Source organism: Pseudomonas sp. Irchel 3E19 (assembly GCF_900187585.1).
Taxonomy (GTDB): Bacteria; Pseudomonadota; Gammaproteobacteria; order Pseudomonadales; family Pseudomonadaceae; genus Aquipseudomonas; species Aquipseudomonas baetica.
On the sequence record NZ_FYDT01000002.1, the window covers coordinates 1 to 20,892 of the forward strand.

Genomic DNA, 20,892 nt, shown 5'->3' on the forward strand with positions numbered 1-20,892 from the left:
GGATTTGCTGGCGGCCAACCAAGCGTTGATGACGGTCTACTTGATGAAAGCTGAACTCAAAACGCTCTGGACGCCAAGTACCGCCTGGGGCTGGAGATCAGCCTGGAAGCAATGGCTGCGCCACGCTCATGAAAGCGCGATACCGGCTCTGATCCTGTTCGCCAAACGGCTAAAGGGTTACTGGCGGGGAATCGTCAGCCGGGTTCGCTGGCCGATGCACACGGGGCAGTTGGAAGGCATAAACAATCGAATAAAGGTTATCAAACGGATGGCGTACGGTTACCGGGATAGCGAATTCTTTTTCATGAAAATCAAGAGCGTCTTTCCCGGTAATCCGTGAAGAACCAAAAAAATCGCCAGACATAACCGGACCTGTGGGAGCGGGCTTGCTCGCGAAGACGGTGAATCAGCCTCTGATGAGGTAACTGACACGGCCCCTTCGGGAGCAAGCCCCCTCCCACAAAAAAATCGCCAGACATAACCGGACCTGTGGGAGCGGGCTTGCTCGCGAAGGCGGTGAGTCAGCCACTGATGATGTCACTGACACGGCCCCTTCGGGAGCAAGCCCCCTCCCACAAAAAAATCGCCAGACATAACCGGACCTGTGGGAGCGGGCTTGCTCGCGAAAGCGGTGGATCAGCCTCTGATGAGGTAACTGACACGACCCCTTCGGGAGCAAGCCCCCTCCCACAAAACAATTACCCGATATAACTGGACCTGTGGGAGCGGGCTTGCTCGCGAAAGCGGTGGATCAGCCTCTGATGAGGTACCTGACACGGCCCCTTCGGGAGCAAGCCCCCTCCCACAAAAAAATCGCCAGACATAACCGGACCTGTGGGAGCGGGCTTGCTCGCGAAGACGGTGAATCAGCCTCTGATGAGGTAACTGACACGACCCCTTCGGGAGCAAGCCCCCTCCCACAAGAAGCGCCAGCACGCTGCCGCTTCCACAGATTTTGTAGGAGTGTAGACGCTGTGCTCATTCGTCTCCCGGCGCCAGCAACAGATTCGGCGCCAGACGCTGAAAGCCGTCCTGGGCCAGGCGCATGTCGAGCAACAGGCTGGTGAGATCCGCCGACAACGCTTCGCCGTCGGCATCGTTCTCCAGATAAAGCAGTTTCAGATAGGTGTTACAGCTCGGGCAGACTTCCGCGCGCAGCGGCGCCTGATTGGCGGCGTGGCGATCGTCCTCAAGACTTAGATAATCGAGGCCTTTGCTCGACTCGCAATACACGCACTTGACCCGCACCACATGCCATTCACAGGCGCACAGCGAACACACCAGATAACGCAGACCGTTGTGCTTGCCGCGATGGCGGATCACCCCGGCCATGGCGGGCGATCCACAGGCCGGGCATTGGCTGAGGCTATTGCCGGGAGTCAGTTGCAGATTGGGCACGCTGAGCAGCCAATGGCTCCATGCCGCTTGCAACGCCGCGCCCAAAAACGGCACCAGCGCCGCCGGCACCATTGAATATTGGCCGCTGACCAGCGCCACCGCCCAGACGCGCAATTGGCCGGAACTCGCGCTGCGCAGCGTGGAGAGCGCATCGATCACGGCGGGCTGCTCCGGCGGCGTATAGCGTTGCAGCAAGGCGTCCAGCCAGACTTGCCAGTCATCTTCGCGAACCAGGGTATCGGCAGCGAACGGCGGCATGCCGTGCTGCTGGCACAGCTCAAGGCGTTGCTGATCGACGGTTTCTGTTGAGGGCGGATCATCCAGCACTTGTTGCTGCGCCCGGCATAAACCGGCGATCAAGTGCAAATAGTCAGCCAGCGGATGTCCTTCGGCCAATTGCTCCAGACGTTGAGCGCGCAGGGTGAACAGAGTGTGCGGCGGCAGGTGCAGAAACGGCGGCGAACTGGCCGCCGCTTCGATTTGTCCGGGTTCGAGAATGGTTGGCAAAGGTCAGCCCTTTTTGGTGATCGGTCGCTCCGGCACGTCCGGGTTACGTTCATCGCGGGTGATATCGCGGTACCAGAGTGCGTGATGTTTCTTCGCCCAGGCACGGCTGACCCAGCCGTGCATCATTGCGTCGACCGAACCCTTGATCCACAGCCCGGCGTAGATGTGAATGATGATGCTCAGAATCAGCACAAACCCCGCCAGTGCATGCAGCAGCATTGACCAGCGGATCACGCTGATGCCGAAATACGCACTGAACCAGGCGCGCCAGATCACCAGCCCGGTGAACAGCAACGCAAGCATGCACAGCAGTAAAGTCCAGAACAGCAACTTCTGCCCGGCGTTGTACTTGCCAACCGGCGGCACGGATTCTTCGTCATTGACCAGCACCCGATCAATGCGCCGCAGCCACTGCCGGTCATTGGCGATGAAGACGTTGGCGCGCCAGAAATTGAACACCAGCCCGAGGAACAACACGAACATCGCCACGCCCATGAACGGGTGCAGAATCCGCGTCCACGGCCCACCGCCAAACAGATGGGTCAGCCAGAACATCGACGGATGAAACAACGCCAGCCCCGACAGCCCGGCCATGAAGAACAGAATCGCCACCAGCCAGTGATTGGTACGCTGGTTGGCGGTGTAACGCAGGATCGTCTTGTTGCTCATGGCCGGTCCTCCCCGCGTGGGTCGAAGGTGTGCACCGCCGGATCGACGACATGCACCGAGGTGTCAGGCGCTGTCGGATGTTCATCCTCCTCAACCCGGTTCGGCCCGATGCGCACATAGTGGAAGAACCCGGCCAGCACCGCCGCGCCCATGGCCAGCAGACCCAGCGGTTTGCTGATGCCTTTCCACAGGCCCACCAATGGACTGATCGCCGGATCTTGCGGCAGATTGGCGTAGATGTTCGGCGTGTCGGCGTGGTGCAGCACGTACATCACATGCGTGCCGCCGACGCCTGCGGGGTCGTACAAACCGGCGTTTTCAAAGCCACGGCTTTTCAGATCGACGATGCGTTCGGCGGCGTGTTCCTTCATGTCTTCCTTGGTGCCGAAGACGATGGCGCCGGTCGGGCAGGTTTTCACGCAAGCCGGCTCCAGCCCCACCGCGACGCGATCCGAACACAAGGTGCATTTGTAGGCCTTGTGGTCTTTCTGCGAGATGCGCGGAATGTTGAACGGGCAACCGGTGATGCAATAACCGCAACCGATGCAGTGATCCTGATCGAAGTCGACGATGCCGTTGGCGTGCTTGATGATCGCGCCGGGGCTGGGGCATGCCGTCAGACAACCGGGCTCGGCGCAGTGCATGCAACCGTCCTTGCGGATCAGCCATTCGAGGTTGCCGGCGTCGGTTTCGTGCTCGGTGAAGCGCATCAGCGTCCAGGTTTCGGCGCTCAAGTCCTGCGGATTGTCGTAGGTGCCGTGGTTGTGGCCGACCTCGTCGCGCAGCTCGTTCCATTCCGAGCAGGCAACCTGGCAGGCCTTGCAGCCGATGCATTTGGTGGTGTCGATCAGCTTGGCCACCGCTTCCTGATTCCTCACCGACGGCGGCACTGTGGTGGTGGCGGAGCGGGCAATAATGTCTTGGCTGGCCATTTACAGTTTCTCCACGTTGACCAGGAATGACTTGGATTCCGGGGTCTGGGTATTGCCATCGCCGAGGAACGGCACCAGGGTGTTGGTCAAGTAACCGTGACGTGTCAGGCCGGTGAAGCCCCAGTGCAGCGGGATGCCGATCTGATGCACGACCTGGCCGTTGACCTGCAACGGCCGGATCCTTTTCGTCACCACTGCCACTGCTTCAATAAAGCCGCGTTTACAGCTCACGCGCACCTTGTCGCCGGCGACGATGCCCTTCTCTTTCGCCAGCACTTCGCCGATCTCGACAAATTGCTCAGGCTGGGCAATCGCGTTCAACTTGCAGTGCTTGCTCCAGAAGTGGAAATGCTCGGTCAGCCGGTAACTGGTGCCGGCGTACGGGAAGTCCTTGGCTTCGCCGAGGCTTTCCCAGACCGAATCGAAGATCCGGGCGGCCGGGTTGCTGGTGGCTTTCTTGTTTTGCGGGTGCAGCGGGTTGATGCCGATTGGCGTTTCGAACGGCTCGTAGTGCTCGGGGAATGGCCCCTCGTTCATCTTGTCGACGGCGAAAAACCGCGCCACGCCTTCGGGGTTCATGATGAACGGGTTCATCCCGGCTTCCGGCGGCACGTCGGCCTTGTAGTCCGGCACATCGGTGCCGCCCCAGACCTTGCCGTTCCACCACACCAGGCGTTTTTTCGGGTCCCACGGTCTGCCTGCGACATCCGCCGAAGCGCGGTTGTAGAGAATCCGCCGGTTGGCCGGCCAGGCCCACGCCCAGCCTTGATGCTGATGCATGCCGTACGGATCGGAATTGTCGCGCCGGGCCATCTGATTACCGGCCTCAGTCCAGCTGCCGGCGAAGATCCAGCAGCCGGACGCGGTGCTGCCGTCATCCTTGAGCTGACCGAACCCGGCCAGTTGCGTGCCACCCTTGATTGTTGCGCCGGTGGCATCGGTGAAATCGGAGACGGCGCTGCCATTGAGTTCCTTGGCCAACTCTTCTGGCGAAGGCTCGTCCGGGATCTTGTACGGCCACGACAGTTTCAACAGCGGATCGGGGAACTTGCCGCCCTCGGCCTGATAACGCTTGCGCAGGCGCAGGAACAGTTCGCTCATGATGCGAATGTCGGTTTGCGCTTCGCCCGGGCCATCGGCGCCTTTCCAGTGCCATTGCAGCCAGCGGCTGCTGTTGACCAGCGAGCCGTCCTCCTCGGCAAAACAGGTGGTCGGCAGGCGAATGACTTCGGTCTGGATCTCCTCACTTTTAACGTCGTTGTACGGCCCGACGTTGTGCCAGAACTCCGAGGTCTCGGTGGCCAGCGGGTCCATCACCACCAGCCATTTCAACTTGGCCAGCGCGCCCATCACCCGGTTCTTGTCCGGCAACGCCGCTATCGGGTTGAAGCCTTGGCAGATGTAGCCGTTGACCTTGCCCTGGCTCATCAGGTCGAACATTTTCAGGACGTCGTAGTTGGGGATGTCCAGTTTTGGCAGGTAGTCGTAATTCCAGTTGTTCTCCAGCGTGGCGTTGGCGCCGTACCACGACTTCATCAGGCTGACGTGGAACTTGCTGTAGTTCTGCCAGTACGACAGTTGGCCCGGGCGCAGCGGTACTTGCGTGCGTTTATTGATGAAGGCGCTGTAGTCCTGCTCGGTGTCACTGCCAAGGGTCAGATAACCCGGCAGCGCGTTCGACAGCAGGCCGAGGTCGGTGAGCCCCTGAATGTTCGAGTGCCCGCGCAAGGCATTCACGCCCCCGCCCGGCATGCCGACGTTGCCCAGCAGCAGTTGCACCATCGCCGCACTGCGGATGATCTGCGCGCCGATGGAGTGCTGCGTCCAGCCGAGCGCGTAGAGAATCGTCATGGTCTTGCCCGGTGTCGAGCAAGTGGCGATTTCGTCCCAGATTTTCTGCATGGCGTCGACCGGCATGCCGCAAATCTGGCTCGCCAGTTCGATGTTGTAGCGGCTGTAATGCTGCTTCATCAGTTGATAGACGCAGCGCGGGTCTTGCAGGGTCGGGTCGACTCTGACAAAACCGTCCTCACCCAGCTCGTAACCCCAGCCGGACTTGTCGGTGTAGCTGCGTTTGGCTGCGTCGTAGCCGCTGAATATTCCGTCTTCGAAGCCATAGCCGGCTTTGACGATGAACGAGACATCGGTGTAGTTGCGCACGTACTCGTGCTGGATCTTGTCCTCAGTCAGCAGGTAATTGATCAGCCCGCCCATGAAGGCGATGTCGGTGCCGGTGCGGATCGGCGCGTAGTAGTCGGCCACCGAAGCAGTCCGGGTAAAACGCGGATCGACCACAATCAGCCGCGCCGCGTTGTGCGCCTTGGCTTCGGTCACCCATTTGAAGCCGCACGGATGCGCTTCTGCGGCGTTGCCACCCATCACCAGGATCAGATTCGCGTTGGCGATATCGGTCCAGGTATTGGTCATGGCACCACGGCCGTACGTCGGGGCAAGACTTGCCACCGTCGGGCCGTGTCAGACACGCGCCTGGTTATCGAACCCCAGCATGCCGAGACTGCGAATCACCTTCTGGGTGATGTAGCCGGCTTCGTTAGACGCCGCCGAGGCTGCGAGAAACCCGCTGGAGACCCAGCGATTCACCGTTTGCCCATTGGCATTCTTCTCGATGAAGTTGGCGTCGCGGTCGGCCTTCATCAGGTCGGCGACGCGATCCAGCGCCTCGTCCCAACTGATCCGCGTCCATTCGCTGCTGCCGGGCTTGCGCGTTTGCGGATACAGCAAGCGGCCCGGGCTGTGAATGAAGTCCAGCAGGCCCGCGCCTTTTGGACACAGGGTGCCGCGATTGACCGGGTGGTCGGCGTCGCCCTCGATGTGGATGATGTTTTGCGCGACGTTCTTCGAGGTATCGCCCTGGCTGTACATGATCAAGCCGCAACCGACCGAGCAATACGGGCAGGTGTTGCGGGTTTCATGGGTGTGGGCGAGCTTGAAGTGACGCACCTGCTCGGCGAAGGCCTGCGTCGGGGCCATGCCCAACGCGCCCAGGCTAGAGCCTGCAAGGCCGATACCGGCGACCTTGAAGAACTGACGACGGCTGAGATCCATCGTGCACTCCTGATCAGGTGGAACCCGGTACTTGAGCCGGGCTTTTTCTGGACAATCACGGTTGCGGCAAACGTGTGCCGACTTTTTCACTGTAGACAAAGACCATACGATCTGTGTGAAAACCGACCGTCGGCGACAATCGGTCATGCGCTGTGGAACCTGTGGGAGGGGGCTTGCTCCCGAATGCGCTGGGTCAGAAACAACAATGTGACTGACCCAGCGCATTCGGGAGCAAGCCCCCTCCCACAAGGTTTTGGGTGTTCCTGCAGGGTCATGGGTTTATCATGGCGCCCCTGAACAACCCGCCTTCACGAGACCGCGCATGACTTTCGATTTTGATCAGGTATTCGACCGCCACCACACCGGCAGCACCAAGTGGAGCCGCTATTCGGCCGACGTGCTGCCGATGTGGGTCGCTGATATGGATTTCGCTGCGCCACCGGTGGTGATCGCGGCTTTGCAACAGCGCTTGCTGCACCCGTTGGTGGGCTACAGCGTGCCTCAGGACAATCTGCGCGAGGCCATTGTTGCCGACCTCTGGAACAAGTTTGCCTGGAAGGTCGAGCCGCAAGAGCTGATCTTTCTGCCGGGTGTTGAATCCGGTTTCAACATGGCGCTGAAAGCGCTGGTGCAACCGCAGCAGAATGTCGTGGTGCAGGTGCCGAATTACCCGCCGCTGCGCCATGCGCCGGGCCATTGGGGCTTGAACAAGGTTGAACTGGAATTTTTCGCGCAGCCTGATGGCACCTACGCCACGCCGCTGGACACCCTGGGTGAATCGCTCAACGGTGGCGGCGCGTTGCTGCTGAGCAACCCGCACAACCCGCTCGGCAAAGTGTTCGACCGCGAAGAATTGCAAGCCGTGGCCGACATCTGTGTGGCTCAGGACGCGTGGATTATCTCTGACGAAATCCACGCCGAACTGTGCTTCGACGGCCGCGTACACATTCCGACCGCCTCCCTGAGCCCGGAAATCGCCCAACGCACCATCACCCTGATGTCGGCCAGCAAGGCGTACAACATCGCCGGTCTCAAGACCTCGTTCATGATCATCCAGGACGCCGCCCTGCGTGAGCGCGTCAACCACGCCCGTTGCGGCATGGTCGACAGCGTCAACCCGCTGGGCATGGAAGCCACCCGCGTGGCTTACCGCGAAGGCGCGCCGTGGCTGGCCGAGTTGAAAACCTATTTGCAGGCCAATCGTGATTATCTGGTTGAAGCCGTACGCAGCCGTTTGCCGGGCGTGACCCTCAATGTGCCGCAGGGGACTTATCTGGCGTGGCTCGATTGTTCGGCGCTGGACCTGGCCAATCCGCAGCAGTTCTTTCTTGAGCAGGCCAAGGTCGGCCTGAGTGCCGGGCTGGACTTCGGCGATCAGCACCAGCAATTCGTGCGCCTGAACTTCGGCTGCCCGCGTGCGTTGCTTGAAGAAGGTATCGCGCGGATGGAGCGGGCTCTGGCCAATCGCTAGTGCCGAGTCAATAGCAACGCCCTTGTGGGAGCGAGCCTGCTCGCGAAAGCGTCCTGTCAACCAACACAAATGTTGAATGACACACCGCCTTCGCGAGCAGGCTCGCTCCCACATTGGCTTGTAGTGTTCATGACAAAACATCCATCGCAAATCCGATCGAACTCACGGCAAACACACCGGGTCAACCCCCCATACCCGCCATGAGACTCGGAGACCCGCGATGACCGCTTACCCGAAACCACCCTTCCCCGCGCAGGCGCAAGCCGTTCCCGGTTCGCAACGCAAAATGGAGCCGTACCCTGACTGTGGCGAACAAAGCTACGTCGGTTCCGGGCGGCTGGCCGGCAAAATCGCCCTGATCACCGGCGGCGACAGCGGCATCGGTCGCGCCGTGGCGATCGCCTTTGCCCGTGAAGGCGCTGACGTCGCCGTCGCTTATCTCAACGAACACGAAGACGCCAAGGAAACCGCGCGCTGGGTCGAACAGGCCGGTCGCCAATGCCTGTTGCTGCCAGGCGATATCGCGCAAAAAGCCCAGTGTCAGGCCTTGGTCGATCAAACCGTCGAACGTTTCGGGCGCATCGACGTGCTGGTCAACAACGCCGCGTTCCAGATGACCCACGAAAACTTCGAAGACATCCCCGATGACGAATGGGTGATGACCTTCGACGTCAACATCACCGCCATTTTCCGGCTGTGTCAGGCCGCGATCAAACACATGCGCCCAGGTGCATCTATCATTAATACCAGTTCGATCAACTCGGACATGCCCAAACCGACCCTGCTCGCCTACGCCACCACCAAAGGTGCGATTGCCAACTTCACCGGTGGCCTGGCGCAAATGCTCGGGCCCAAGGAGATTCGCGTGAACTGCGTGGCGCCGGGGCCGATCTGGACGCCGCTGATCGTCTCGACCATGCCCGATGACGAGGTGCAGAACTTCGGCGCACAAACCCCGCTGGGTCGCCCCGGACAACCGGTGGAAGTCGCGCCGATCTACGTGCTGCTGGCCTCGGACGAAGCCAGTTACATCACCGGCCAGCGCTACGGCGTGACCGGCGGCAAACCGATGCTGTGACCGTTTGCGATAAAAAACTGAAGCCGCCGACCGGGCGGCTTCCCATACCTGAGGCATCAGCCGGCGGTGAGTCATGACCTTTGTCGTCTGGGTTGCGGTGCTTGGCGCGGTGCTGCTGACCCTGGCACTGACCTCGTCGTACCTGCGCTGGATGCCGGTCACCACCTCGGCCGTGTGCCTGTTGCTGGGGATCGGCATCGGTCCCGGCGGCCTCGATCTGCTGAAACTGTCTGTTGATAGCGCCTCGGTGTGGATGGAGCACCTGACGGAAGTGGCGGTGCTCTTTTCGTTGTTCGTCTGTGGCCTGAAATTGCGTTTGCCCCTGCGCGATAAACGCTGGCGAATCGCATTCGGCCTCGCTGGGCCGGTGATGGTGCTGACGATCGCCGGCGTCTGCGCGTTGCTGCACTGGGGCTTGCAACTGCCGTGGGGACCGTCGCTGTTGATCGGCGCCATTCTGGCACCCACCGACCCGGTGCTCGCGGCGCTGGTGCAGGTCAACGATGCGCGGGATGTCGACAGCGTGCGCTTTGGCCTGTCCGGCGAGGCTGGCCTCAATGACGGGATCGCCTTCCCCTTTGTGCTGCTTGGCATGTTGATGCTCGACGGCTCCGGGCATCCCGACCTGTGGCTGAGCTGGGTTATGCACGCCCTGTTGTGGGCCGTGCCAGCCGGGCTGCTGACCGGTTACTGGATGGGTCGCGGCATCGGACGCTTGACGCTGTCCATGCGCCTGCGCAACGACGACAGCACCCTGAGCCCCAACGATTATCTGGCCTTGGCGCTGATCGCCCTGGCCTATGTGGTGGCTGAAGCCATCGGTGGTTATGGGTTCCTGTCGGTCTTCGCTGCCGGACTTGGCCTGCGTCAAGTGGAAGTGAGTTCCACCGGTGCCAGCGAGCCGCCCGCTGAACATCTGGTGCAACCGGTGGTGGGTCATCAGAACGTCGAACCGCAACACGCGGTGCATGGCGATACCGAGCGACTGCAGGACAGTCAGGTCGCCGCCGGGATCATGATGGGCGACATGCTGTCCTTTGGGGGTCTCGTCGAACGGGCCATGGAAGTGTTTCTGGTGACGCTGCTCGGCGTGCTGCTGGTGACGCACTGGGACTGGCGCGCGTTGCTGGTCGGTGGCGTGTTGTTCTGCGTGATTCGCCCGGTTTGCGTAACGCTGATGCCGTGGGGATCTTTGCTTGAGGGCCGCCAACGGTTGTTGATCGGCTGGTTCGGCATTCGCGGGATCGGCAGTCTTTTCTATTTGTTTTATGCCTTGAACCATGGCCTGAGTGATTCGGTGGCGACGCTGTGTACCGACATCACGCTGTCCGTGGTGGCACTGAGCATTTTGCTGCACGGCATCAGCACCCAACCGATTCTTGCCCGTTATGAAAAACGCAAGAATCAAAAGCGCTAGAAATTCTTCCGAAAAAAAAATGGATCGCTGCGCAATCGTCAACGGTCACAACCATAACCCCCCGCCGGCCCTGTCCGACGGGGTCCGGCAGGTTCGGTTCCCCTGCGGCGACAAGCCTATGAAAAGGAATCCTTGAAAACTTAAGGTTACGGTCATGAAAGAATGCTCGACTCCTGCGCAAATCAAGGCTTGCAGGGCTTTGGCCCTGGAACGCAATCGTCAACTGTTCGAAGAGGCGCAGGCGCTGAATCGTGCGGCCCACGAATTACTCGAAACCGGGCAACTGGACCTCGAACAGTTTGAGCACTACCGGGCGTTACGCCACAAAGCTGATGTGAAATTTGCCGACGCGATCGAGCATTTGTGTGTGTTGAACGAGGATTTCCCGCCGATTCCGATGTCGTTGCAAAATTCGCAGGGGTTGCGGCGCCAGCTTGAAACAACCGAGTGATTTGCACGCCGCCCCCTGTAGGAGCTGCCGCAGGTTGCGATCTTTTGACCTGGCTTTTAAAGATCGCAGCCTGCGGCGCTCCTGCCGTACCTCCCCCACCGCAATACGTCCGCAGAACATTCTTGCACCTCCGACCGAGTTAACCACTCGTCCGAAAATGGCGCCTACCTGTCAACTTTGACAGTAGCCCGCTTGCCCCGCCTGATGTTTGATTAGCCCACTTCCCGAGCGCATTCGGGCTTTTCGCCTCCAGGAGCAAGTGATGGATATCCAGTCCGCCGTACTCAATCAATTGTTCGCGCTCTTCCCGGTGATCATCCAGGGCTGGATCACCCCGGTGAGGCCGGCAGGCATCGCCCATGGTGGCATTCCCCAAGTGCTTTACGACGGCCAGCTCCAAGGCCTGCTGTGCCTGATCGACCCCTTGACCGAGTCACAACTGCAATCCTCGACCATGGCGGCCTATGATCGCGTGGATCTGTACATCAACGACGACCTGACCCCCGTGACCGGCGTGACCATCCAGCCGGGCGAAGAAACGCTGCGTCAGCGTCTGTACATACCACACGGGTACCTTAAGCAGGGTGTCAACCGCCTGCATTACAAGGTTATCCGCGTCGGCGGCAACACCAGTGAAGACTCCCGTGACCTGCTGGTGCTCTATCACCTGCGTACGCCGGACAATCTGGATCTTGTTATCCCCCCAGACGTGATCAAGAACGGCGTCAGTGCCGAACGCGCAGCGCAAGGCGTGGAGCTCAGGTTTTTCTATAACAACCGGCGACCCTATGACCGCATCCGACTGCGGATCGGCGATACCCAGGTCGATTTCGATGTCCCCGATGGCAACGCACCGATCACCCGCACGCTGTTCACCGACGCGTTTCGCGCAGCGGGCGACAATTCGAGTGCGGTGGTCGACTTCATTGTCACCGACCAGTTGGGCAACCCCACAAAATCCCCGGAGAAGCGGCTGGACATTCATCTGGACCGGCTCAATCTTCAAGCGCCGACCGTCAAAGACCAGAGCGGCGACAACTTCAGCCCGACCCAGCCGGAAGTTCGGGTTTTAGTGCCACGAGGTTCGCTGTTGCCCACCGACACGCTGAGCGTGATCTGGCAAGGCGCGACCGGCGCACCGCCCAACGGTTCCTATACCAGCCCCCAGCGGCTGGTCAGCGCCGGACTGGAAATCGCGGTACCGCGTTCGGTGCTGGCCTATAGCTTGGGCAAACCAGTGACCGTCACTTATGTCATCGACCGCGAAGGTGTTCCCACGACTTCGCTGACTCTGACGCTGAATATTTTGGCATTGCCAGCCACGGCGCTGATCTCGCCGAAGATCGTTGAGGCGGACGACAACAACTTTCTGGACGTGATGGCGCTTGAAGGCAAAGACGCAACCATTCACGGACTGCTCCACACACTGATTGAAGCGGGTCAGCAGGTCTGGATGAGTGTGGAAGGGAAAAAGGTCGATGGCAGCGTACACAACCTCCCGATCTGGAACGGCGGGAACGATCAGGTCAATACAACATGGGTCAATCAGGGGTTCTGGCCCGTCGCGCTGCCCAATAGTTATCTCAAGGAACTCGGACATGGCACTGCGCTGACAATCAAGTACAAGGTGTCGATGGACAAGAGCAACAACCCAGCGACCGCCGCGGTGTTTCCGGATCGCCTTTACACCATCAAGGCGGTTCCCGCATTCGTCGTAGACACCACTCCGATCGAGTTCGGCGGAATCGTCATATCACTGAAGGGTTCAGGACTTAGATGGACCGCCACCGTCGATCCAGAACACACTATAACCATCAGGCAAGCGTCCGGAGGAACTCCTCCATACGCGTACTCATCAACAGCGCCAGAGGTTGCCACGGTCGATCAAACCGGCGCAATTCGAAGCGTCGGACGAGGAAAAGCGACCATTACCGTATCAGACAGTCGAGGTCAGGAAAGAAAAATCCCCGTATCGAGTGACGTCCGTTCGGTTTCCATAAGACGCACCCAAAGTCCAATCTATGTACTCGAGTACGCTCGGTGGGCGGATTCACTCGGCGGGCGCGATGTCGATGCTGAGACCGCTGCCGCGATAGAAGCATATAGATTCACCGATCCCGACTATGACGGATATAGCGCATACATCGTTGGTCGTGCGCGCGAGCTCTCCTTTACCGGTCAAGGCTACCTTTGTTCTAACACGTACTTAAAGCAGGAAGATGTGAGGTGGGTAGCAATATTTGTATATCCTCACGGAGGGGCCATTAAAAGTCACAGATTCACTTCGCTATGTTTCTTTGACCAAGCGGCAAACGGCTCCGAGCCTAACGGGTAAACGGGAGATAAGGCAGATGGGAATAAGAGAGAATTAGGACGGAAAAAGGCGACGCATTTATTTCATCGCCAGTGAAGCTCAAGTTTGGGCTTTAACCGTGACAGATTTAATGATCCGCCCCCTTAAACAGCGATGTTTAACAGACAAATCCAGACACTCTCGCAGGCTACAAAACCTTGCGCCTTTGCCTACAGCTACGCCAGAATCCGCCGGCTTGTGCGCCTTGGGGGCGGGTTCTATTGTGGGTCGGTCGCTGACTGTTCAGTGATCGGGTTTAGCAGCCCGGCAAATTTCAAGGCACGTTAGCCCGCCTCTGCGTTATGGCGGCTTTACGTGGGGCACTTCGGTGCGCCGGGATCCTTGAGCCTGGTCTGCTAACCCGCGTACAGCCGCCACCCTCTTCGTTTAGCAGCGATGGCTGACGGCTCCATTTCTCAAGGAGTTTCACCATGATAAAACCAACACCGAACCCACCCGAAATCGACCCCGCCTCCCCCTACGAATCCCTCGATTCAAAAAAACTCCACGAAGCCGCCGACCGTGCCCTCGACCATTACCTCTGCCCGCCCGGCTCCACGCCGCCGCCGCGTAAAACCCGCGGGATGTATGCCGCGACCGCAGACACCAAAAACGAGGAATTGCTGCTCGATGCCTTCGAAACACTGGCATCGGCCAAGACCATCGCCCACGACTTCGCCCGCCTGTTGCCCGCGCCGCAGCGCCGGACGGTGTTGGGGATTGCGCAACTGATCATGCTGGGGGAACTGGCGGTGAACCGGGTGCTGAATAATCTGGAATTGCCGAGCTAACGCTTAAGGGGACAGATTGATTGCCCCACTGTAGGCGCTGCCGAAGGCTGCGATCTTTTGACTCTGGTTTGGGACGCAGAGCGTCCGCGGATGTATTCCCACGCAGAGCGTGGGAACGATCAACGTCAAAAGATCGCAGCCTTCGGCAGCGCCTACAGGGGGGTTCTTGCCAGAAGGGCCAGCGTTCAGCCGCCCGGATTCGTCACCTGAATAAACACCGCATAACTCCCCAACATCACCCAGAACGTCGCAAAGATCCACGGCGTGCGCACCGAAAACAGCAGCGACTTGCGATACCCCTTGTGGCTCGACTCCGTCTCGCTGAACAGCGGCGACTCGTCATAGGCCAGGCCCATCAGCGGCTCGCTGTGCAGCAAATGACTCTGCTTGAAATGCCAGTGATCGATGATGTCATACGCGGCGCGAATCCCTGGCCAGGCATTGAGCGAACTGAGCAGTCCCAGTAACGCCAGGAACGGTGGCACCACCAACGTGAATAACTTGCCCCACTCCGGGTTGAGGTTGGACATGCACGATGCAAAGGCAATCACCAGAAAAGACTGCGCCGCCAGATAGGCGTCGGTGCGATTGGCCAGAATGCTGGTTTCGTACTGGATCTCCCGACGATAGAAATCCAGCCGCTCCTTGGGCGAGCCGAACATCTTGGCGTCGTGTTCGGTGAGGGTTTCGTCAGCCGTTGGCTGGGTCAATATGCGAGGCACGAGGCGTACGCTCCGAGGCAGGGAAACCGTTTAGAAGGACCCCGCGACCGACAAGTTCAGCCGGATGTCCCCCTCGGGCCTTTCATCGACTGGGCGATGATTTCCACCAGATTGAGCTGAGTAAACGGTTTGGGTAGACGCGGCAATTGCGCCGCAAAGCCTTCCAGACGGTCGGCGTAACCGGTGGCGAGGATGATCGGCAGATCGGGCTTGAGCACACGCACGGCGTGGGCCAGTTGCGCGCCACTCATCTGCGGCATGGCCATGTCGGTGATCATCAGGTCGATGACTTCGCCCTGATCGAACAGCGCCAGCGCCGCGTTGCCCGAAGTGGCGCTGACCACGCGATGGCCGAGGTCTTCGAGCAGCAGAATGGTGCTGTTCATCACCAGCGTGTCATCGTCGACGACCAGCACGCTGAGCCTTGGCACCGCAACCGCTTCAACGGGCAGGTACAAAGACCTGGCCGCTGCGCCTTCGACGGCCACCGGTATCCACAATTGAGCGGTGGTGCCGTGCGCCCGCTCGCTTTTGAGGATGAAGCGGCCACCGAGTTGCTCGATAAAACCATGGACCATCGACAAGCCCAGCCCGGTGCCTTTGCCCACGCCTTTGGTGGTGAAAAACGGGTCTTTGGCCAAGGCCAGCGTGTGCGCGTCCATGCCTTCACCGCTGTCAGTCAGGCTGAGGCAAACGTAACGGCCCGCCGCCAGATCGGTATGCGCGAGTTCGAGCACGACCTGCGGCTCTGCGCTGATGATCACGCAGCCACCGTCGGGCATGGCGTCGCGGGCGTTGGTGGCGAGGTTGAGTAACGCCAATTCCAGCTGGTTGCTGTCGGCGAGGACCGGCTCAAGGTCTTCGGGAAACCGTGTCTCGATGCGAATCCCCGGCCCCATCGAGCTGCGCAGCAGCCCGGTGATGCCTTGTACCAGTTGCGGAATATCGACGGATTCGGTCTTCAGTTCCTGACGGCGAGCGAACGCGAGCATGCGTTGGGTCAGTGATACACCGCGTAAAGCGCCTTGCGTGGCGTTTTCCAGCAGACGGGTGATTTTCGGGTCGTCGCCAATGCGCTTTTGCACGATTTCAAGGTTGCCGAGAATCACCGTCAGCAGGTTATTGAAATCATGGGCGATGCCGCCGCTGAGTTGACCGATGGCCTGCATCTTCTGCGCCTGGAACAACGCCTCACGGGTGTTTTCCAGTGCTTGCTGCGCCTGATGGGCTTCGGTGACGTCACGAGTGATCTTGGCAAAACCGAGCAAGGTGCCGGTTTCCCCGCGAATGGCATCGACCACGACATGGGCCATGAATCGAGTGCCGTCTTTGCGCACGCGCCAGCTCTTTTTCTCGAAGCGGCCTTCGCGGGTGGCAATCTCCAGCGCCCGTTGCGGCTCGCCCAGTTCACGGTCTTCGGCGGTGTAGAAAATCGAAAAGTGCTTACCGATGATCTCTTCCGGCAGATAGCCCTTGATGCGCTGGGCGCCCTGGTTCCAGTTGCTGACCAGGCCCTCGGGGCTGAGCATGTAGATTGCGTAATCGGTAACGCCCTGCACCAGCAGGCGAAACTGCTGTTCGCTTTGCTTGAGGGTTTCCTCGGCCATTTTGCGGTCGGTGAGGTCGCGGGTGATCTTGGCGTAGCCGAGCAATTCGCCATCGGGGGCAATGATCGGATCGATCACCACGTGGCACCAGAAATTGCTGCCGTCCTTGCGCACCCGCCAGCCTTCGCCCTCGAACCGGCCCTCGCGGATGGCGGTATCGAGCGCGCGTTGCGGCAGACCGGCCGCGCGATCTTCAGCGGTATAAAAGCGCGAGAAATGCTCGCCGAGAATTTCCGCCTCTTCATAACCCTTGAAACGTTTGGCACCGGAGTTCCAGCTGGTGATGATGCCATCCGGGTCGATCATGTAGATCGCATAGTCGACCACCGCATCGATCAACAACCGAAAGCGCATCTCTTCGATTGCAGCGGTCTTGTGTTTATTGCTCATTACGCTCACCGGCCATTTTCATGAGCGCAAGTATGCGGCAATCCGGCAAATTGAGGGACCGCTTCGTGATTGATCGCCCACCAGCGCGGCAAGAGCTGTTTGATCCGGCTCTCGGCAAAGCGGTCGTCGATCAGCATCACCACGCCGCGATCCTCACGCGTGCGAATCACCCGGCCGGCGGCCTGCACCACTTTCTGCACGCCGGGATACAGATAGGTGTAGTCATAACCGGCACCGAAAATCGCGGCCATGCGCCACTTCAACTGTTCATTGACCGGGTTCAGTTGCGCCAGGCCAAGCGTGGCAATGAATGCGCCAATCAAGCGCGCACCGGGCAGGTCAATGCCTTCACCAAACGCGCCGCCCAGCACCGCGAAGCCCACTCCCTGGCTGTCGGCGGTGAACTGATCGAGAAACGCCTGCCGCGCCCCTTCGTCCATCCCCCGCGATTGTTGCCACAGGGTAATGTGCGGATGCCGTTCGGCTAATAAAGTCGCCACCTGTTGCAGGTAATCGAAGCTGCTGAAGAACGCCAGATAATTGCCCGGCCGCTCACTGAACTGGCGGGCGATCAGCTCGACGATGGGTTCCAGCGACGCCTGCCGATGATTGAACCGCGTCGAGATGCGGCTGACGATCTGCACCTGCAATTGTTCGGCACTGAACGGTGATTCGACGTCGATCCAGACCGTGTCGGCCGGCGTGCCCAGCAAGTCGGCGTAATAGTTGCGCGGGCTCAGCGTGGCGGAAAACAGCACGCTGCTGCGTGCCGCCTTCAGGCGCGGGCCGATGAAGGCGGCAGGCACCACATTGCGCAGGCACAGTTGCGACAGCGGACGCTTGCGATCGAGGTCGCGTTTGCTGATGTCGAACAGGTAATGCTCGTCGTACAGCTCTGCCACCCGACCGAATTGCAGCAGGTCGAAGTAGACATTCTGCAAGCCACTGTCGAGCCCTTGCGGGTGATCATTGAGGTAATCGCCAATGGCTGAGCAACACAGGGAAATTGCCTGAAGGAGCTTTTCCGGGGCTTTGTCGTAAGCCTGATAGGCCGCCAGTTGCGGCGCATGCAGCGCATTCCATTCACGGTTGACCCGTTGCAGCGACTTTTTCAGCGCTTCGGGAGCCGTTTTGCGCACATTGCCCAGCGTGGCCTGATCAAGACTGGCGCTGTACATCTGCCGCCCGCGCTCGACGAGGTTGTGCGCCTCGTCCGCCAGCACCGCGACTTTCCACTGATTGAGCTGGGCAAGACCGAACAGCAGCGCGCTGAAATCGAAGTAATAGTTGTAGTCGGCGACCACCACGTCAGCCCAGCGGGCCATTTCCTGGCTCAGGTAATAAGGACACACCGTGTGTTGCGCGGCGACTTCGCGCATCGCGGCCTGATCGAGCAAATGGATGCGGCTGGCCGCTTCACGGGCGGCGGGCAGGCGATCATAAAAGCCTTGGGCCAACGGGCAGGATTCACCGTGGCACGCCTTGTCCGGATGCTCGCAGGCCTTGTCCCGGGCGACCATCTCCAGCACACGCAGCGGCAAGTCTGGCGATTGCTTGAACAACACCTGACTGGCATCCAGCGCCAGTTTGCGTCCCGGTGTCTTGGCCGTAAGGAAAAACACCTTGTCCAGTTGCTGCGGTGCCAAGGCCTTGAGCATGGGGAACAACGTACCCAGCGTTTTGCCGATGCCGGTCGGGGCCTGCGCCATCAGGCAACGACCGGTAGTGATTGCCTTGAACACCGATTCGGCCAAATACCGCTGACCGGGACGAAAGTCCGCGTGGGGAAAGGCCAGTTGCTGCGCGGCCAGATTGCGTGCCTCGCGGTGGGCCATTTCCTGCTCGGCCCAATACAGGAACAAAGCGCATTGCTGCTCGAAAAAAACCTGCAAGGCTTCAGCGCTGAACGCCTCGACCAGACAGGTTTCCTTCTCACTGACGATGTCGAAATACACCAGCGCCAGATTGATGTGTTCAAGCTCCAGCTTGCGGCACATCAGCCAGCCATAGACCTTCGCCTGTGCCCAGTGCAACTGCCGGTGATTGGCCGGTTGCTTGCTCAGGTCGCCGCGATAGGTTTTGACTTCTTCCAGGCAGTTTTGCCCGGGATCGTAGCCGTCCGCCCTGCCCTTGACCTTCAACTGACGAAATTCACCTTCCAGCGCCACCTCGCTCTGGTACTTCTCGTTACGCCGCGAGGCCACGGTGCGATGACCGGCAATGCCTTCGAGTGCCGTCGGCGATGGCGTGAACCGCAGGTCGAGGTCGCCGGTCTTGGCGGTGAACTCACACAGCGCCCGCACTGCAATGCTGTAACTCACGCGCTCTGCTCCGCCCATTGCACGTAACACACGGCCACCGGCATCTGATGTTCGTGGCAGAACTCCAGCCAGCGCAATTGATTGTCCTGCAGGCGGTCGCCGGGGCCTTTGACTTCGATCATCCGGTAGGTTTTGTGCTGCGGCCAGAACTGGATCAGGTCGGGCATGCCGGCGCGATTGGCCTTGATATCGAGCAACAGGCGCTGGAACCAGTGCTTGAGGTGTTCGGCGGGCAGACACGCCAGCGCTTGCTCAAGCAACGCTTCATTCATTGCGCCCCAGAACACGAACGGCGACTGCACGCCCCACTTGGCGGCGAACCGCTCGCGGATAGTGTTTGCATAACGGCCATCATCGAGTTCGGCGAGGCAGGCGCTGAACAGTTCGACGCGACGTTGCTGGAAGTCTTCATTGAGCAGGTCCACCGGCCCGCGCTGGAACGGGTGGAAAAACGCCCCCGGCAACGGCGCGAAAATCGCCGGCCAGCACAGCAGGCCAAACAGTGAGTTGATCAGGCTGTTCTCGACGTAGTGCACGGGGCCATCGTCAGCGTGCAGATGTGCCTGCACATAAAACTCCACCGACAGCGCCGGATCGGTGCGCGGCAAATGCAGGTCGAGACGTTCTACCGGGCGCGGCGTGGCGCGTTTGAGCGGTGGGCCACCGAGTTTGCGCCGCAGGCGCGGCAAGATGCGTTGCAGGCCTTGGTGTTCGGTGGCGCTTTGCGGGGCCTGTTCGGCCTGGGTTCCGAGTTCCAGTGCCAGCGCGTATTCACCACAACGTTCCAGGACGCGGATCGTCCGCAATCGGGCGCCGGGATAAGCGCAAGTCCGGTAGATGCTCAGGGCCAGGGCAAACTCGGTGATGCGCTCACAGTACTGGGCGATCTGGAACAGCACCTTGTCGCGTCGACGCTGCAGCCAGGGATTGGCGAACTGCAAGGCGCTGACCTGCTCAACGATGCTGTCAATCGCTTCGCCAGCCTCGAAACGCAATTGGCAATGGTGCAGAAACAGGCAGGCGTCGACGTCGTCGCGGCTGCGCAAGCCTCGGGAATCGGCGCAGAACCGGACTTTTTCATAGGTGAAGATGCCAAGGTCGGCGAGCACGAACTCTGACCAGTCCTGGTAAAGATTGCCGAAGAACATCAAACGCAAGCGGTCGCACAGGTCCATGATGGTCAGGCTGAACAGTCGATCATTCAACGCCGGCGCCCAGTCACGCAAGGGTTGCGGCTCGCAGAACTGCTCGGCCAGCGCCGGCAGCCAGTCATCCTTGCGGCCCTTGGGCTGCTCGATAGAGGCCGCGAAGGCTTGCAGGATTTCGGCCTTGAGCAATATATCGAACAGCTCGGCAATCGACAGTGGTGCGTGTTCGTCGATCCAGCCCTGATCCAGCAGCGATTGCGCCGCCTGGGCGATGTCACCGATTTCTGCGTAGTTGAGCTTGCCGGCACGAAAATGCAGGCCCTTGCGCATCACCATGCGTACCAGCAAACCCTGCGAGGCTCGTGGTAACGCCTTGAAGTCGCGGATGAACGCATGTTCTGCTTCACTCATCACATCGGCATAGCGAAGCTCAAGCCAATCAAGCACTTGCTCAAAGTTGTTAAGGTAGTAGAACGGATCGTCGAGGGGATTGGCAGTCACAGGAATTCAAGGCCATGGTGAGCGAGTACTGGTTATGCGTACAGATACCAGCTCTGCCCTGCCCGGTGCA

Annotated in this window: 15 protein-coding genes; 7 read left to right on the top strand and 8 right to left on the bottom strand. The window is 60.0% G+C overall.

What is annotated here, in order from left to right; translation table 11 throughout:
- A partial coding sequence (locus tag CKW18_RS01610; RefSeq protein ID WP_141233058.1) for a transposase occupies nucleotides 1–340 on the top strand: 340 nt, incomplete at its 5' end.
- A gap of 638 nt (nucleotides 341–978) precedes the next feature.
- Here the strand turns inward: CKW18_RS01610 and fdhE are convergent.
- The 4 genes from fdhE to fdnG are packed head-to-tail and all read right to left on the bottom strand — an operon-like array spanning nucleotide 979 to nucleotide 6,572.
- Complete coding sequence (gene fdhE / locus CKW18_RS01615; protein WP_095187144.1) at nucleotides 979–1,905, bottom strand: formate dehydrogenase accessory protein FdhE; 927 nt, start codon at nucleotides 1,903–1,905, stop codon at nucleotides 979–981.
- Between the two features lie 3 nt (nucleotides 1,906–1,908).
- The gene (locus tag CKW18_RS01620) at nucleotides 1,909–2,574 is read right to left on the bottom strand and encodes a formate dehydrogenase subunit gamma (RefSeq protein WP_095187145.1); all 666 of its coding nucleotides are present in this window, start codon (nucleotides 2,572–2,574) and stop codon (nucleotides 1,909–1,911) included.
- The gene (fdxH, locus tag CKW18_RS01625) at nucleotides 2,571–3,506 is read right to left on the bottom strand and encodes a formate dehydrogenase subunit beta (RefSeq protein WP_095187146.1); all 936 of its coding nucleotides are present in this window, start codon (nucleotides 3,504–3,506) and stop codon (nucleotides 2,571–2,573) included. The genes CKW18_RS01620 and fdxH overlap by 4 nt, the downstream gene beginning before the upstream one ends.
- Nucleotides 3,507–6,572: a formate dehydrogenase-N subunit alpha gene (gene fdnG, locus CKW18_RS01630; protein WP_141233059.1), complete on the bottom strand. Its 3,066-nt coding sequence runs from the start codon at nucleotides 6,570–6,572 to the stop codon at nucleotides 3,507–3,509.
- Nucleotides 6,573–6,894: 322 nt separating this feature from the next.
- Between fdnG and CKW18_RS01640 the strand changes: the two genes are divergently transcribed.
- The 6 genes from CKW18_RS01640 to CKW18_RS01665 all read left to right on the top strand — a co-directional run bounded on the left by CKW18_RS01640 (nucleotide 6,895) and on the right by CKW18_RS01665 (nucleotide 14,133).
- Nucleotides 6,895–8,043 carry a MalY/PatB family protein gene (locus CKW18_RS01640; protein ID WP_095187149.1) on the top strand — a complete coding sequence of 383 codons (1,149 nt, stop codon included), beginning with the start codon at nucleotides 6,895–6,897 and terminating at the stop codon, nucleotides 8,041–8,043.
- Nucleotides 8,044–8,263: 220 nt separating this feature from the next.
- Nucleotides 8,264–9,121, top strand: a complete 858-nt coding sequence (locus tag CKW18_RS01645; RefSeq protein WP_095187150.1) for a glucose 1-dehydrogenase — start codon at nucleotides 8,264–8,266, stop codon at nucleotides 9,119–9,121.
- A gap of 73 nt (nucleotides 9,122–9,194) precedes the next feature.
- Nucleotides 9,195–10,538: a sodium:proton antiporter gene (locus CKW18_RS01650; RefSeq protein WP_095187151.1), complete on the top strand. Its 1,344-nt coding sequence runs from the start codon at nucleotides 9,195–9,197 to the stop codon at nucleotides 10,536–10,538.
- 154 nt (nucleotides 10,539–10,692) lie between these two features.
- Nucleotides 10,693–10,989 (top strand): hypothetical protein, encoded by a 297-nt coding sequence (locus tag CKW18_RS01655; protein WP_095187152.1) that lies wholly within the window; start codon nucleotides 10,693–10,695, stop codon nucleotides 10,987–10,989.
- Between the two features lie 262 nt (nucleotides 10,990–11,251).
- Nucleotides 11,252–13,324, top strand: a complete 2,073-nt coding sequence (locus CKW18_RS29640; protein WP_141233060.1) for an Ig-like domain-containing protein — start codon at nucleotides 11,252–11,254, stop codon at nucleotides 13,322–13,324.
- 449 nt (nucleotides 13,325–13,773) lie between these two features.
- The gene (locus CKW18_RS01665) at nucleotides 13,774–14,133 is read left to right on the top strand and encodes a DUF6124 family protein (RefSeq protein WP_095187153.1); all 360 of its coding nucleotides are present in this window, start codon (nucleotides 13,774–13,776) and stop codon (nucleotides 14,131–14,133) included.
- A 185-nt stretch (nucleotides 14,134–14,318) separates the two neighbouring features.
- On the opposite strand, the gene CKW18_RS01670 is transcribed toward CKW18_RS01665, so the two are convergent.
- The 4 genes from CKW18_RS01670 to CKW18_RS01685 are packed head-to-tail and all read right to left on the bottom strand — an operon-like array spanning nucleotide 14,319 to nucleotide 20,822.
- Complete coding sequence (locus CKW18_RS01670; protein WP_095187154.1) at nucleotides 14,319–14,855, bottom strand: hypothetical protein; 537 nt, start codon at nucleotides 14,853–14,855, stop codon at nucleotides 14,319–14,321.
- Between the two features lie 56 nt (nucleotides 14,856–14,911).
- Nucleotides 14,912–16,852: a PAS domain-containing sensor histidine kinase gene (locus CKW18_RS01675; protein WP_095187155.1), complete on the bottom strand. Its 1,941-nt coding sequence runs from the start codon at nucleotides 16,850–16,852 to the stop codon at nucleotides 14,912–14,914.
- A 5-nt stretch (nucleotides 16,853–16,857) separates the two neighbouring features.
- Entirely contained in the window at nucleotides 16,858–19,173 is a 2,316-nt protein-coding gene (locus tag CKW18_RS01680) for an ATP-dependent DNA helicase (protein ID WP_095187156.1), read from the bottom strand.
- On the bottom strand, nucleotides 19,170–20,822 hold the full coding sequence (locus tag CKW18_RS01685) for a VRR-NUC domain-containing protein (RefSeq protein ID WP_095187157.1): 1,653 nt from the start codon (nucleotides 20,820–20,822) through the stop codon (nucleotides 19,170–19,172). Before CKW18_RS01685 ends, CKW18_RS01680 begins: the two co-directional genes overlap by 4 nt.
- Nucleotides 20,823–20,892 lie beyond the last annotated feature (70 nt).

Bases quoted from the DNA above. Each gene is read 5' to 3' on its own strand.
- CKW18_RS01620 (WP_095187145.1), bottom strand. From the start codon at position 2,574: ATGAGCAACAAGACGATCCTGCGTTACACCGCCAACCAGCGTACCAAT.
- fdxH (WP_095187146.1), bottom strand. From the start codon at position 3,506: ATGGCCAGCCAAGACATTATTGCCCGCTCCGCCACCACCACAGTGCCG.
- CKW18_RS01640 (WP_095187149.1), top strand. From the start codon at position 6,895: ATGACTTTCGATTTTGATCAGGTATTCGACCGCCACCACACCGGCAGC.
- CKW18_RS01645 (WP_095187150.1), top strand. From the start codon at position 8,264: ATGACCGCTTACCCGAAACCACCCTTCCCCGCGCAGGCGCAAGCCGTT.
- CKW18_RS01650 (WP_095187151.1), top strand. From the start codon at position 9,195: ATGACCTTTGTCGTCTGGGTTGCGGTGCTTGGCGCGGTGCTGCTGACC.
- CKW18_RS01655 (WP_095187152.1), top strand. From the start codon at position 10,693: ATGAAAGAATGCTCGACTCCTGCGCAAATCAAGGCTTGCAGGGCTTTG.
- CKW18_RS29640 (WP_141233060.1), top strand. From the start codon at position 11,252: ATGGATATCCAGTCCGCCGTACTCAATCAATTGTTCGCGCTCTTCCCG.
- CKW18_RS01665 (WP_095187153.1), top strand. From the start codon at position 13,774: ATGATAAAACCAACACCGAACCCACCCGAAATCGACCCCGCCTCCCCC.
- CKW18_RS01675 (WP_095187155.1), bottom strand. From the start codon at position 16,852: ATGAGCAATAAACACAAGACCGCTGCAATCGAAGAGATGCGCTTTCGG.